This is a genomic window from Ureibacillus sp. FSL K6-0165 (assembly GCF_038004285.1).
GTDB classification, from domain to species: Bacteria; Bacillota; Bacilli; order Bacillales_A; family Planococcaceae; genus Ureibacillus; species Ureibacillus thermosphaericus.
In genome coordinates this window covers 2,254,121-2,267,840 of record NZ_JBBOQS010000001.1, presented here as the reverse complement: position 1 = coordinate 2,267,840, position 13,720 = coordinate 2,254,121, and the positions used below count along the sequence as shown (strand labels likewise).

Genomic DNA, 13,720 nt, shown 5'->3' with positions numbered 1-13,720 from the left:
CTTAAGTTCTTCTTAGGTCGCTTTTTATTTGTGAAGCTAAGCTAAACAGAGACAGGGGGAATTAAGATGAAAAAGAAATTATTGCTACTTTTCATAACCATGATGACGGTTCTCGTTCTTGCAGCATGTGGTTCAGGAAACAAAGAATCAACAGGTGGAGAATCACAAAAAGATTCAGAATCTTCATCCGAGTCAAAAAGTGTATTAAGAGTAGGTATGGAAGCTGCTTATGCACCATTTAACTGGTCTCAAAAAGATGACTCAAATGGAGCAGTTCCTATTGCAGATTCTAAAGAGTTTGCAAACGGTTACGATGTTCAAATCGCAAAACGTATTGCTGAAGGATTAGGGATGGAGCTTCAAATTGTAAAAACTGACTGGGATGGTTTAATTCCATCATTACAATCTGGTGCAATTGATGCAGTTATTGCGGGTATGTCACCTACTCCTGAACGCATGGAAGTAATCGATTTTACAGACAACTATTATACGAGTGATTTCGTAATTGTTGTGAAAAAAGATGGTCCATATGCAAATGCAAAATCGATTCATGATTTTGAAGGGGCTAAAGTAACAGCACAACAAGGTACTACTCACTACAAAGTAATCGATCAAATGACTGGCGTTAATAAACAAGTACCAGCTACAGATTTTGGCCAAATGCGAATCCAATTATCTTCTGGTGCAATTGATGCTTATATTTCAGAACGTCCAGAAGGGATGTCTGCTGAGGCAGCAATTGAAGGATTTACTTACATTGTTCCAGAAGACGGATTTGAGGCTGATGAATCTGATACAGCAATCGCTGTTGGCTTGAAAAAAGGTTCGGACTTAAAAGATAAAATTAACGAAATTTTAGCTGGTATTACGGAAGATGAACGTCATCAAATCATGGAAGAAGCTATTAAAAATCAACCATCACAACAATAGTGTGGTGAAAGGTTGTCTTGAGATTCTCTATAAGACAACCTTTTTCCATTTTCCTTCCCTGTAAAGTTATTTACTGTGCTTAACTTTAATTCTTCTAAGTGCGAACAAAAAAACAATAAGGGGATTTCTTTATGTCTTTCTTAGAAACAGTTTGGAATATTTTTCAGAATAACTGGGATTTGTTTTTGCGAGGAGCATGGATTGCATTAATTCTTGCGATATTAGGTACGATTTTTGGTGCGATTATCGGATTTTTCATCGGGGTTATGCACACGATTCCATTGCAAAAAAAATCCTTTAAAACATATGCATTAAAAACTATTAATTTTATACTAACTTGCTATGTTGAACTATTCCGTGGCACTCCAATGATGGTACAAGCGATGGTTGTGTTCTACGGACTCTATGCCATTGATATTCAATTAAATCGCTTTGTTGCTGGTTTAATTGTTATCAGCTTAAATACAGGTGCTTATATGGCAGAGTATGTGCGAGGTGGAATTGTTTCAATCGATAAAGGACAATACGAGGCCAGTGAAGCGATTGGTATGAATCATTTTCAAACAATGTTCTATATTATCCTTCCTCAAGTAGCTCGAAATATTTTACCAGCGACTGGTAACCAGCTCGTTATGAATATAAAGGACTCTTCTGTACTAAGTGTCATTAGTGTAGTTGAATTATTCTTTACAACGAACTCTGTTGCGGGTAGTACATATCGTTATGCAGAAGCATTCTTAATTGCCTGCGTATTGTACTTCATTATGACATTCACTGTAACTCGTATTCTTCTTTGGTTTGAGAAGAAAATGGATGGACCTGATTCGTACCGAGTGGAGCTTGTGACAGGAAACAAGCCGATAAAGGATGGTGAGTAATGCTATGACAGTGGTCATTGATATCAAACATTTAAATAAAACATTCGGCAATCATGAAGTATTGAAAGATGTCAATTTCCAAGTAAGAAAAGGGGAAGTTGTAACGTTAATTGGAGCTTCAGGATCAGGAAAATCCACATTATTGCGTTGCATTAACTTGCTGGAAACTCCTACAGGCGGTGAGATTATTTTTAATGGAGAAAATATTTTAACGGAAGGTTACAATAAAGAAAAATATCGTACGCACTTAGGTATGGTATTCCAGCAGTTTAACTTATTTAATAACTTGGATGTATTAGGGAATTGTATAGTCGGACAAGTAAAAGTATTGAAACGTTCAAAAGAGGAAGCCATAAACAATGCGATGAAATATTTAACGATTGTTGGAATGGATCGCTATAAGAATGCGCGACCTCGACAACTTTCAGGTGGACAAAAACAGAGGGTTGCAATTGCAAGAGCTTTAGCAATGGATCCAGACGTGATGCTATTTGATGAACCGACTTCTGCCCTTGACCCAGAAATGGTAGGGGAAGTACTAAAGGTTATGCGAGACCTTGCGAAGGCCGGAAATACGATGTTAATTGTTACCCATGAAATGGAATTTGCAAAAGAAGTTTCAGATCGAGTCGTATTTATGGATAAAGGGGTCATTGTTGAAGAAGGGCCTCCTGAACAAGTACTAGTCAACCCAATACACGAAAGAACAAAAGAGTTCTTAAGACGAACATTAAATAAATAAGATGGAACGGGGCTGTCCAGAAAGTCAATCACTTTCTGAACAGCCTTATTTCTTAATAGTTATATTCTCTTGAAAACTTTTCTCCTGCGGTGGTCACATCAAACGCGCCTCCTCGTCGCAAAGGGGGTGTCTCAAAATGACTTGTTAGACGCCCCCTTTTTAACTTACTTTATTTTGAAATTGTTTGATATGTTGAGCAATGGCTAAATTGAATAGTTCTGGTCGCTCGATATTCGACAAATGTCCTGTATTTTCAAAAATAATTAAATTGGAAGACTTAATCATGTAATGCATCAGATAGGCATTTTGAATAGGTACAACTTTATCTTCTAGTGAACCAATAATCAGTGTTGGCACATTAATGGTCAACAAATCATAAAAATAGTTTCTTCCAAAAGCTGATTGAACTGATTTTAAATACGTATCTTCTCGAATGTGAAAAGCATTCTTTGCTAATTCATAAACCTTTTGTTCTTCAGGATTGTATAAACATTTTTTGATGAGCCGTTCATTCAGTTGTTCGAGTGACGATTTTTTTAAAAATCGTTTTGTTTTTTCAAGAGTAATATTCCCAAGCAAAGTAGGAATATAGTAAGTTGTATTACATAAAATGAGTGATTTTACACGCTTTTTAAAACGCTTACATATTTCTAGTGCAACGATTCCACCGAGTGATAAACCAACAAAATGTGCTTTTTCGATATTTAAATAATCTAATACTTCAATTATGTCTTTTGCAAAAAATTCGACATTGATATTTTCCTTTTCTGGAGAGTCACCATGTCCTCTTAATTCGATGATAATTAATCGATATTGTGTAGTCAGTTCCAATTGGGGAGCCCAAGCTTGTATGCGGTTTCCTAATCCATGAATAAAGACTATTTCTTCACCTGTCCCAACATCTAAGTAGTTTAACATCACGATCACCTATTTCATCAGCGTATGTTGAGAAATCACAGGGATGGTTCACTTGATAGTCTTTGCAAATAACAACAAATTTATCAACCAGAATGGAAAATAACGTTTTCATTATTATATGTAAATTGCACAGAAATGTACCGTGACAACTGTACTTATGTTTGGAAAAGTTTCAATAAGGCTTACTGGTGATGGTTGGCGAATATTTTTTAAAAGGAAAGGGAAGAAAAGTTGCTAGTGCTCAAGAAATGGATTTATCTAAAATTCTACTACAACAGATTTAAACCATATTTTTATTAATAAAGAATCATAAATAAGCATACGATAAATTAAGTAAATCGAAATTACCTAATGGACGACAAAATCCATCAGTATTTGTTAAAATGAAATGTGTTAACTGGACAAGAAGTTCATGAGAGATGGTTTTGAAAACTTTCATGTATGTACTTGGCAATTAGATGATATAATTGTAAACGATAGTTTAATGAAGAGAGAGGGTATGATAATGCTACACTTAAAATGGAAGGACGCACCTACTATTCGTACAGTAAAATGTGTGAATACAAATGCGAAAAAATATTTAGTATCTAACGTGTTAACTGTTGGGAAAGAATATGAAGTGAAAAATGAAACAGAAGAATTTATTTTTATAGTTGATAATACTGGAAAAGTAGGCGGGTATTATAAAGAGTACTTCGAATAAATAATAAGCACGAGTGTTTTGTATCACTCGTGCTATTTTACTTGCCATCTATTTCATGGATGGTTTGTTCAATCAATTGTTGTTTTTCGTTCCGGTCGGCTTGAATTTGCAATGTTTCTTCGATTGATTCGATAAGCTGTATTTGCGTTTCTTTCAAATGATCCAGTTCTACATGACTTTCGGTAATGCTCGTCATTTCAGCGCTTTTCATCGCTAACTTCTCTGAAGTATTCATTAAATGATGACTTGTCGCATTTGCACGATGTTGGCGATTGAGGTTGACGAGCATGGAAATTTGAGATTGCCATAAAGGGATTGTTGATAATATAGATGACTGAATTTTTTCAATGAGCATTTCATTGGTTGATTGAATCATGCGAATTTGGGGAGCTGTTTGAATAGCTATTTCCCGCGATATTTGTAAATCATACATTCTTCGATCTAGCCATTCCGCCGCATTTTTCATATCGAGTAACTTTTGCCTCATCATGGGGTTGTCCATATCGTTATAATCCTTTTCCACCATTTGCAACTGCTTTTGAAGGTCAAGTCTTTTCATTTCCAAAGCAGCAATGTACAAATTGATTTCTTGAAAATATTCTTCATTTTTTTCATATAACTTATTTAACATATTGTTATCCGTCAATAAATTCTCTTGAGCTCGTTTTAAATGAATCGTTAGACGGTCGATTTGCTTACTTAAGCGATTGTATTGGGAAACGATTTGTTGAATGGAAGTTTTTCGTTTAAATAGTTTTCTTAAAAATCCTTTATCTTGAATGTTGAATTGATCGAGATTCATTGAATCCAACTGTTCAATTAAGGTCGATAAAATCTCTCGAATTGGTGAAGTATCGTTTCTTTGTACTTGAACTAATAATTGATGGGTAAAATGTTTTAGGGATTTTTGAACTTCTTCACCAAAACGAACAATGGCTTCATAGCAAGTACTATCTAGCTCGCTTGCTAAATATAATGCTTTTGACTGCTCTTCTTCAGTAAGGGTAGGGAATACTTTACTCTCCACAATAGAAAAAGAGCTCTCGTTTGGGAACAGTTCAAAACCTTCTGAGCTCTTTTTCTCCATCATTGATTTTCCCTCCCAAATTCTATTTGCTTTTGTTTTTTTTCATGCTCGAGTTTGACATAATCCAACTCCAATTTTAAATTTTCTAAATCAGATGCAAGAGCAGCTTTTAAGTCATCTTCCATCGAACTTTGTAATTTTTTCATCGCTTTTCGAGCCTCTTCAAGAGCGATATGCACATCAGCATCTTTAATTTGCTGTTGTACTAACGTTGCGTAATTTTTGCTCAATTGCACAGCTGAAGGCAGGTGAGAATAGAAGAAATCTTCAACTGTGTAAAATTTTTGCGGATTTGTTTGAACGATATTGACTATTCTTCTAGACAACTTTGTCATTTCATTTAGTAATTTAAAAGAACGAATGGAACGCACTCGAATATATTGCTGTGTTAATAAATTTATGTGGCTTTTTGCTTGTTTTAATTGGGATTCAATATGATTATATTCTGAACGGGTAAAGCCGAGTGCTTTCGTCTTTTTATATTTTTGAAGAGATTTAATGATATAATTACTAACTATATAAGTTAGAATGGATGCAATCGGTATGATTAATCCATTCAGAAAACTGATATTTAATTGAACAACTAATATGATAAAAACTGTAAAACTAAAGAAAAAATTGAGTAAATGTCGTATGATGAAGTTGCTTACCCCCAGCATATGCGTACCTCCTCGTGTTCTTAGTATAAATACGTTCGGTGGGGAATAAAAGTTTCAAAAACTTATTTGAATTTATCATTTCTCTATTTAAATGATACTACTTTTTTCACATATTTTTAAAGAGAAGGAATGGGGGAAATACAAAAAATTGGACGTTTAAAAAACGTCCAAATTACAGCAATTCAAAATTCAATTTGTCATATCCTTGTATATCATCAAAAATTACAATTGACAAACTTGATTTTAGATTTTCATCTTTCTTAATAAATTGCAAAAATTCATCAATAGATTGATTTTTCCCTTCCACATCGATTTCAAGCTGATCGTTTTCATTTATACGAAAATTCCCTTTTAATCCTAATTCTAACGCCTTCTGTTGAATGAAAAATCGGTTGCCAAATCTTTTTTCAGCGACATTGATCATAATGTGCGCCCTCTTTGCCATCACTCCACCTACAATCAATTAAATTTTCATTTAGCCGTGGGTTTTCAACATATGAATTAAATCATTTAAATAGTGAATGACTTTTTCAGAAGCTTTTTCGATTTCTTGCAAATGGATTTCTGCTTGTTGTCGATTTCCTCTACTTAATTCCAAAATTGCATTTTTTGCAGCAATATGAACTTGCTTATGAACGTACTCTAATTCTTTGAAAGATTCTACATGTTTAAATTTAGCTTGGGTGTCATTTGCATAATACCATTTTCCTAAACGGCAATCTTGGTGGGAGGAAACTTCTTCTGGTGATAATTCTTCAACTCCTAAAATCATGTTATATACCCGCCATTTCCATAATAGATGATCAGTTTTTGATAATTGTAAAAGGGCGGTACTGGATAAGTGAACAGGGTTATTATTGATAATGTCATTTCGGAAACGCATCATTTCTTTACTTAGTGCAAATATACTTTCAGACGTTTGTTTACCTAAGCTATGAATTTGTTCTTGAAGATTGGCCATTTCAGACATACGTTTAGTAATTTCATCAACGGCAGCAGCTTGTTCTTCAGTAATGGAAGCAGTGCTGGCAACATCATGTTTAATACTTTCAATTGCATGTACAATTGAGTTTAATAATGGTAACGACTGTTTTGCCTCTGAAGTAGCTTCTTTAATCTTCTGTGAAGCATCTGCAATGGAATCGGAAACCATATTTGAATATTGTTTAAATGCATCGACATTTTGTGATACTTCATTTAATGCGTTCACTGTTCCTTCAGCTAATTTTCGTACTTCTTGTGCCACAACAGAGAAACCTTTCCCATGTTCACCAGCACGAGCTGCCTCAATAGAAGCGTTAAGTGCTAGTAAATTTGTTTGGTCTGCAATTTCGTTTATTATTGTGACGATACTATCAATTTCGTTCACATAGTTTTGTAATTGATGGAATGATTTAACAATTTGTTGGAACGTATTATCCGTTTGAAAAATATCATTTAACGCTTTTTCAATTGTATTTTTTCCGTCGATAACATTGCTTACTGAATCCGTCGTTTTCTCAGATATTTGCGATGAAGCACGGGCAACTTCTCCAATCGAAGCGGAAACTTGTTCGATTGCTGCGGTGGAATTTTGAATTTCCGTTGTTTGTTGATCAACGCGTTGAATTAAATCTTTCATGTAGATGATTTTCGTATTGGATTCAATTAGCGAAGAAATTTCTGTAATGACATTTTCGATCATTCTTTCTGTTAATACTTCTACCAATAACTCTTGCTCTACATTCATTGCAGCGTTTAATGAGCGCAAATATTCCAATGCTTTATGAGGTTTCATACCAAAGTTATGTAAAATGTGAGTACTAATGTAAAAGGAGAATTGATTAAATAATACGATTAATTTTCCAGTTTCAAAATTATGTATTCTGAATAAGTGAAAAAATTTTATCGCATTTTGTACATACTCATCATTTCGTTCATTAAGAAAAAATTGTTGCAAATATTTTTCAATTTTTTCTTCTGGAATAGGATTTTCGCCTTTCGGTGAAATTTCTTTTAAATAGCGTTGAAAAATATTGCTCATTGTTGGAGTGAAGTTTACAATTTTTTTAAATAATTCTTGTAAATTTTGCTGATCCTTTTTTGTAAAATGATTATATTGTAAGGTTTTTAAAAAACGTCCTGATGCTTCTATATCAGTTCCACGTTCTAATAAATCGTTTAAATGAACTCTTGGTTTAAATGTTAAAACCATACTTAAGTCCTTCCTTTCGATTCAAAAATTACCAAGTTATAGATATTTTAACATATTTTTTATTATGAAAAGAATGGGGTTTTTCAACGTGTATAAAATTATTTATATGAAGGCAGACTTTGAACCTTGGTGGCAATTTGAAGGTTGGGAATCACATATTGTGTCAGAAGAAGTTTTTGATACGAAAGAACAATTTGAAGTTGCAATAAAAGAAACTCTTAATGTGTTTAGAAAAAAATTTGACCATGAGGAGAGCAGGGAAGGAAAGTATTTTGCCTTTTGGTCGGAAGATGAAAAAACTTATTGTGAAGCTTGTGATGATGAATTACAAATTTTTCATGGTATAATTGTGCAACAACTTGAATATAATCAATAATAGTAACAAAATATATCCCGATCCATTGGAGAACGATTTCAAATCTGTATAAAAATCGTTTGACATTTTGTAATATGGTGGTATAATATAAATACAATTGAATTGTAAGGCCGGAAACAAGTGATTCACATATTACAAAGAGTGATCGGTGTTTTTGTCGGTACTCTTCGTAATATGTGAATTTTTTTTATTCTGGTAATAAAAACAATTCCATATTGTAAAAATATTTTTATTTTTTTGGAGGTTTTTTTCAATGAAACAAGGTACAGTAAAATGGTTTAACTCAGAAAAAGGTTTTGGATTCATCGAAGTTGAAGGCGAAAACGACGTATTCGTACACTTCTCAGCTATTCAAGGTGAAGGTTTCAAAACTCTTGATGAAGGTCAAAAAGTGGAATTCGAAGTGGTTGAAGGCAACCGCGGACCTCAAGCTGCTAACGTTGTTAAATTATAATTATAAACGAACTTAAATATGATGAGGCATCCATTTTTGGACGCCTCTTTTTATTTTCGATATGGAAACATCATTTTCTTACAGAGAATGATGTTTTTTTGTTTCTGTTTTTAGTAAAAATTCCTCTTTCTTTTAAATTGCAATCTTAACATTTTCTGCATCCAAAAGTAGTGCAAATTTACAATCTCTTAACAATTCCTTTAAACAAGATCAATATATGAATTTTATAGTGGGAAATGTAGTGAGAATTAAACTATTAAACGATGGAGGAAATTTCAGATGAAAAAGTGGAAGTTTTTAACGATGACTGCAATGGTAAGTTCTGCATTACTACTTGGAGCATGTGGCGGAGAAAAAAATGAAGCTGGCACAAATGCTGGAAATATACCACAACAAGCAGAAAATGGAGAAGCACAATTAGCAGGCTCTGTAACAGGTGATGGTTCTTCAACTGTTGCCCCTATTGTTGAAGCACTTGTAGAAGAATATGCTGCTGTTGAACCAAATGTACAAGTATCTGTTGGGGTATCTGGAACTGGTGGAGGATTTGAAAAATTCATCGCCGGCGAAACGGATTTCTCAAATGCTTCACGAGAAATTAAAGAAGAAGAAGCTCAAGCTTTAAAAGATGCGGGTATTGAATATACAAGATTTGAAATTGCTTATGACGGTATCACTGTCGTAATTAATTCAGATAACGATTGGGCTACGGATTTAACAATTGAACAATTAAAAGAAATTTGGATTGAAGACGGAAAAGTGAAAAAATGGTCTGATCTTGATCCATCTTGGCCAGATGAAGAAATTGTCTACTATGCACCAGGAACAGATTCAGGTACCTTTGACTATTTCGACGAAGTGATTTTGGAAGGTGAAGATTTAGTTCGATCAGCTCAATTGTCTGAAGATGATAACGTAATTGTTCAAGGCGTTGCTTCTGATAAAAACGCGATCGGATTCTTTGGCTATGCTTACTATTTGGAAAATCAAGATAAATTAAAAGCGGTACGCGTGAACGGTATAGAACCATCAAATGAAACAATTGAAAACGGGGAATACACGCCGCTCTCTCGTCCGTTATTTGTATTCGTAAACAATAAAAAAATCATTGAGAATGAATCATTTTACGATTTTATGAAATTCACTTTAGAAAACGCTGGAGACATGGCTGAAGCTGTTGGATATGTGCGTTTACCTGATGATAAGTATAGAGAAGAGCTGAAAACGTTAGAACAATTTAAATAATCCTTTAGATTGTTAGTGTGTGGGGGGCTTTCACCCACACACTTTGCAGGGTTAGAAGGGAGATTATGAAATGGCTCAAAGCATTGAGAAAGAGCAATCAATCCAACAATTGATTGAGAAATCTCGAAATAAAAAGGGCAAAAAAATCATTGAAAAAATAATGCCTATTTTACTCCTATTAGCAGCACTGATTTCTGTTGTTACCACATTAGGCATTGTCTTTACATTAATTTTCGAGACCTTTGAGTTTTTTAGGAGAGTATCAATTGTCGAGTTTTTATTTGGAACAGAATGGTATCCATTTTCAAGTGGCAGTCCATCCTTTGGTGTTTTACCACTCATATTAGGAACATTCAAAGTGACGCTGATTGCAATAGGTGTAGCTGTTCCGATAGGTTTGTCAGTAGCAATTTATTTAAGTGAATATGCTTCTGACAAAACTCGAAAAATCATGAAACCGATTTTGGAAGTATTAGCAGGTGTACCGACCATTGTCTATGGTTTTTTTGCTCTGACGTTTGTCACACCGATATTACAAACTTTGATACCGTCGCTGAAATTATTTAATGCTCTTAGTCCAGGGATCGTAGTGGGAATCATGATTTTACCTAGCATTATCTCTTTATCGGAAGATGCCATGAATTCTGTACCAAATGCTATTCGAGAAGGAGCTCTCGCGCTGGGTGCTACAAAGCTCGAAGTTTCGTTAAAAGTTGTACTTCCTGCAGCGTTATCCGGCATCGTTGCATCCATTGTATTGGGCATTTCTCGGGCTATCGGTGAAACGATGATTGTCTCCCTCGCCGGCGGTGCAACCCCAACTTTTGATTTCAATATCACGGGTTCAATTCAAACGATGACAGCCTATATCGTACAAGTATCTTCTGGTGATGCAGGTTACGGCACAACAATTTACTATTCTATGTATGCCGTTGGATTTACGTTGTTTATATTCACTTTATTGATGAACTTAGTAGCTCAATATATTTCGAAACGCTTCAGGGAGGAATATTGATATGACGAAATACATTGACGATACCGTCGTCATGAAGCGTATGCAGTCTCGATTAAGAAAAAATAAAATTTGGAAAATGATATTCTTCCTTGCTACTTCTTTTGCATTGTTAACCCTCGTTGTATTAATTGTAAGAATAATATGTCAAGGAGCGGGATACATAAATTGGGATTTCTTTAACAATTTCGGTTCGCGTTTTCCTGAAAAAGCTGGAGTAAAAGCGGCATTAATTGGTTCGATTTGTATGATGCTCGTTGTAGCTCCAACTTCCATCATACTTGGGGTGGCAACAGCAATATATTTGGAAGAGTATGCAAAGAATAATAGATTTAATGATTTTATTCGAACAAATATATCCAACTTAGCTGGTGTACCATCAATTGTCTTTGGTTTATTAGGATTAACCATTTTTGTCCGCATGTTTGGTTTAGGAAAAAGTATTCTAGCTGCTGGATTAACGATGAGTTTATTAATTTTACCTGTCATTATTGTAGCTGCACAAGAAGCGATCCGTGCTGTACCAAAAGAACAGCGGGAAGCTTCATATGGTATGGGCGCAACAAAATGGCAAACGATTACTCGAGTTGTATTGCCATCTGCCATACCGGGAATCTTGACGGGTAGCATTTTAGCTTTATCTCGTGCAATTGGAGAAACAGCGCCATTAGTTGTAATCGGAATCCCTGTGATTATCCATTTCTTGCCTACGGGTTTGCTTAGTGAATTTACAGCTTTGCCGATGCAAATTTACGATTGGGCAAAACGCCCGCAAGAAGCATTTCAATATGTTGCTGCAGCGGGAATTATTGTGTTGATGATTGTCCTTGTGCTGATGAATTCGATTGCCGTGTTGATTCGAAATAAATTCCAAAAACGATATTAAGGATGGGTGAAAGTGGTACAAACAATGATTAACAATGAACTGAAACCTTTGCGTGTTGTTGAAAAGCAGTTCAAAGTGAATGAAAATTTCCAGACAAACAGTAAAGCATCCGTTTTCTATGCGAACAATTTTAATCTTTGGTATGGTGAGCACCATGCGTTAAAAGATATTCAATTTAACGTTCAAGAAAATGAAGTGACTGCCATCATCGGGCCTTCAGGATGCGGAAAATCAACTTTTATTAAAGCGTTGAACCGCATGGTGGAACTTGTTCCATCAGTGAAAATAAACGGAGAAATTTTATACCGTGGTCGCAATATTTTTGCTGCTGATTATGCAGTAGAGGAATTGCGTACAAAAGTTGGGATGGTGTTTCAAAAGCCAAACCCTTTCCCGAAATCCATATATGATAACGTTGCTTATGGTCCGAGAATTCATGGCATTAAAAATAAAAAAATACTAGATGAAATTGTAGAAAGGTCATTGAGAGGTGCAGCGATTTGGGATGAAGTGAAAGATCGTCTTCATCACAATGCTTATGGTTTATCAGGAGGACAACAACAACGTATTTGTATTGCACGGTGTCTAGCGATAGAACCAGATGTCATTTTAATGGACGAACCAACATCTGCCCTTGATCCAATTTCTACATTAAAAGTTGAGGACCTCATTCAGGACTTAAAAAAGAATTACTCCATTATTATTGTGACACACAATATGCAACAAGCGGCCCGGATTTCAGACAAAACAGCCTTTTTCTTAAATGGAGAAGTAGTGGAATTTGACATCACAGATCGAATATTCTCAACACCACGTGATCAGCGTACAGAAGATTATATTTCAGGGCGTTTCGGCTAATAGGAGTGATGGGTGTGTGAGTATTCGAGAAAGATTGGACAAAGAATTGGAATCTGTGCAACAAGCATTTTTAACTTTGTGCGATAAAAGTATTCATCAATTTGAATTATCGTTTCAAGCATTTATTGAAAAAGATATGGAATTAGCAAAACGAATAATAGAAGAAGATGTGGAAATGAACAAGATGGAAGAAGAGATTCATAATAAAGTAGTGCTCCTTCTGACCAAACAACAACCAATTGTTGCAACAGATCTTCGTCGTCTTATCGTTTTATTAAAAGCTGCTTCAGATATGGAACGGGTTGGAGATTATGCAGTGAACATATCAAAGGAAGCCATTCGCATTGGGGAGAAACAGTTTATTACGTCAGTAGAGTTAATGGAAGATATGTGCTATAAAACGATATCGATGCTTCGGCAAGTCGTTAATGCATTTGTGGAAGAAAATGTCCAAAATGCAAAAGAAATTGCTGAAATGGATGATCAAATCGATGAAATGTATGGTAATATGATTGCACATTTAATGAAACTTTCTGCCATTAGCCCTGAAAGTGTTTCGCAAATCACGTATTTATCTTTTGTATGTCGATTTATTGAGCGGTGTGCGGATTTGGCAACGAATATGGCAGAATATATCCTCTATTTGAAAAAAGGCCTTTACTTAGATTTAAACCGTTAATGTAGTATTCTAACCTTTTCAAAAGGGTTTTTATTGAATAATGAAAAAATTTATAATAAAATTATTTCAAACAAATACGGAAGCGATGATGAAAAAGAG

General features: G+C 34.8%; 16 protein-coding genes and 1 other annotated feature (1 of these 17 only partly in view). Of the genes, 11 read left to right on the top strand and 5 right to left on the bottom strand.

Going from position 1 to position 13,720, the window contains the following annotated elements; all coding sequences use genetic code 11:
• Positions 1 to 66: 66 nt before the first annotated feature.
• The 3 genes from NST00_RS11315 to NST00_RS11305 all read left to right on the top strand — a co-directional run bounded on the left by NST00_RS11315 (position 67) and on the right by NST00_RS11305 (position 2,550).
• Positions 67 to 930: a transporter substrate-binding domain-containing protein gene (locus NST00_RS11315; protein ID WP_016839209.1), complete on the top strand. Its 864-nt coding sequence runs from the start codon at positions 67 to 69 to the stop codon at positions 928 to 930.
• A 131-nt stretch (positions 931 to 1,061) separates the two neighbouring features.
• Complete coding sequence (locus NST00_RS11310) at positions 1,062 to 1,808, top strand: amino acid ABC transporter permease (RefSeq protein WP_016839210.1); 747 nt, start codon at positions 1,062 to 1,064, stop codon at positions 1,806 to 1,808.
• A 4-nt stretch (positions 1,809 to 1,812) separates the two neighbouring features.
• Positions 1,813 to 2,550 carry an amino acid ABC transporter ATP-binding protein gene (locus NST00_RS11305; protein WP_016839211.1) on the top strand — a complete coding sequence of 246 codons (738 nt, stop codon included), beginning with the start codon at positions 1,813 to 1,815 and terminating at the stop codon, positions 2,548 to 2,550.
• A gap of 159 nt (positions 2,551 to 2,709) precedes the next feature.
• On the opposite strand, the gene NST00_RS11300 is transcribed toward NST00_RS11305, so the two are convergent.
• On the bottom strand, positions 2,710 to 3,468 hold the full coding sequence (locus tag NST00_RS11300; RefSeq protein WP_016839212.1) for an alpha/beta fold hydrolase: 759 nt from the start codon (positions 3,466 to 3,468) through the stop codon (positions 2,710 to 2,712).
• A 505-nt stretch (positions 3,469 to 3,973) separates the two neighbouring features.
• Between NST00_RS11300 and NST00_RS11295 the strand changes: the two genes are divergently transcribed.
• Complete coding sequence (locus NST00_RS11295) at positions 3,974 to 4,171, top strand: DUF6501 family protein (RefSeq protein WP_016839213.1); 198 nt, start codon at positions 3,974 to 3,976, stop codon at positions 4,169 to 4,171.
• A gap of 37 nt (positions 4,172 to 4,208) precedes the next feature.
• Here NST00_RS11295 and NST00_RS11290 read toward each other — a convergent pair whose 3' ends face one another.
• From NST00_RS11290 to NST00_RS11275, 4 genes are all read right to left on the bottom strand, one after another.
• Complete coding sequence (locus tag NST00_RS11290) at positions 4,209 to 5,261, bottom strand: toxic anion resistance protein (RefSeq protein WP_016839214.1); 1,053 nt, start codon at positions 5,259 to 5,261, stop codon at positions 4,209 to 4,211.
• Positions 5,258 to 5,917 carry a 5-bromo-4-chloroindolyl phosphate hydrolysis family protein gene (locus NST00_RS11285; RefSeq protein WP_340709972.1) on the bottom strand — a complete coding sequence of 220 codons (660 nt, stop codon included), beginning with the start codon at positions 5,915 to 5,917 and terminating at the stop codon, positions 5,258 to 5,260. The genes NST00_RS11290 and NST00_RS11285 overlap by 4 nt, the downstream gene beginning before the upstream one ends.
• A 172-nt stretch (positions 5,918 to 6,089) precedes the next feature.
• Positions 6,090 to 6,362, bottom strand: a complete 273-nt coding sequence (locus NST00_RS11280; RefSeq protein WP_340709971.1) for an acylphosphatase — start codon at positions 6,360 to 6,362, stop codon at positions 6,090 to 6,092.
• A gap of 30 nt (positions 6,363 to 6,392) precedes the next feature.
• The gene (locus tag NST00_RS11275) at positions 6,393 to 8,111 is read right to left on the bottom strand and encodes a globin-coupled sensor protein (protein ID WP_168412241.1); all 1,719 of its coding nucleotides are present in this window, start codon (positions 8,109 to 8,111) and stop codon (positions 6,393 to 6,395) included.
• An 88-nt stretch (positions 8,112 to 8,199) separates the two neighbouring features.
• Here NST00_RS11275 and NST00_RS11270 point away from each other — a divergent pair, with 88 nt between their 5' ends.
• From NST00_RS11270 to phoU, 7 genes are all read left to right on the top strand, one after another.
• On the top strand, positions 8,200 to 8,487 hold the full coding sequence (locus NST00_RS11270) for a DUF1033 family protein (protein WP_016839224.1): 288 nt from the start codon (positions 8,200 to 8,202) through the stop codon (positions 8,485 to 8,487).
• Between the two features lie 253 nt (positions 8,488 to 8,740).
• The gene (locus NST00_RS11265; RefSeq protein WP_016839225.1) at positions 8,741 to 8,941 is read left to right on the top strand and encodes a cold-shock protein; all 201 of its coding nucleotides are present in this window, start codon (positions 8,741 to 8,743) and stop codon (positions 8,939 to 8,941) included.
• A gap of 279 nt (positions 8,942 to 9,220) precedes the next feature.
• Positions 9,221 to 10,186: a PstS family phosphate ABC transporter substrate-binding protein gene (locus NST00_RS11260; RefSeq protein ID WP_016839226.1), complete on the top strand. Its 966-nt coding sequence runs from the start codon at positions 9,221 to 9,223 to the stop codon at positions 10,184 to 10,186.
• 70 nt (positions 10,187 to 10,256) lie between these two features.
• Complete coding sequence (gene pstC / locus NST00_RS11255; RefSeq protein WP_016839227.1) at positions 10,257 to 11,201, top strand: phosphate ABC transporter permease subunit PstC; 945 nt, start codon at positions 10,257 to 10,259, stop codon at positions 11,199 to 11,201.
• 1 nt (position 11,202) lies between these two features.
• The gene (gene pstA / locus NST00_RS11250; RefSeq protein ID WP_016839228.1) at positions 11,203 to 12,084 is read left to right on the top strand and encodes a phosphate ABC transporter permease PstA; all 882 of its coding nucleotides are present in this window, start codon (positions 11,203 to 11,205) and stop codon (positions 12,082 to 12,084) included.
• Between the two features lie 12 nt (positions 12,085 to 12,096).
• Entirely contained in the window at positions 12,097 to 12,942 is an 846-nt protein-coding gene (gene pstB / locus NST00_RS11245; RefSeq protein ID WP_445329561.1) for a phosphate ABC transporter ATP-binding protein PstB, read from the top strand.
• A gap of 16 nt (positions 12,943 to 12,958) precedes the next feature.
• Positions 12,959 to 13,621, top strand: a complete 663-nt coding sequence (phoU, locus tag NST00_RS11240; protein ID WP_168412240.1) for a phosphate signaling complex protein PhoU — start codon at positions 12,959 to 12,961, stop codon at positions 13,619 to 13,621.
• A gap of 76 nt (positions 13,622 to 13,697) precedes the next feature.
• Positions 13,698 to 13,720, top strand: a binding site (T-box leader); it runs 189 nt beyond the window's last position.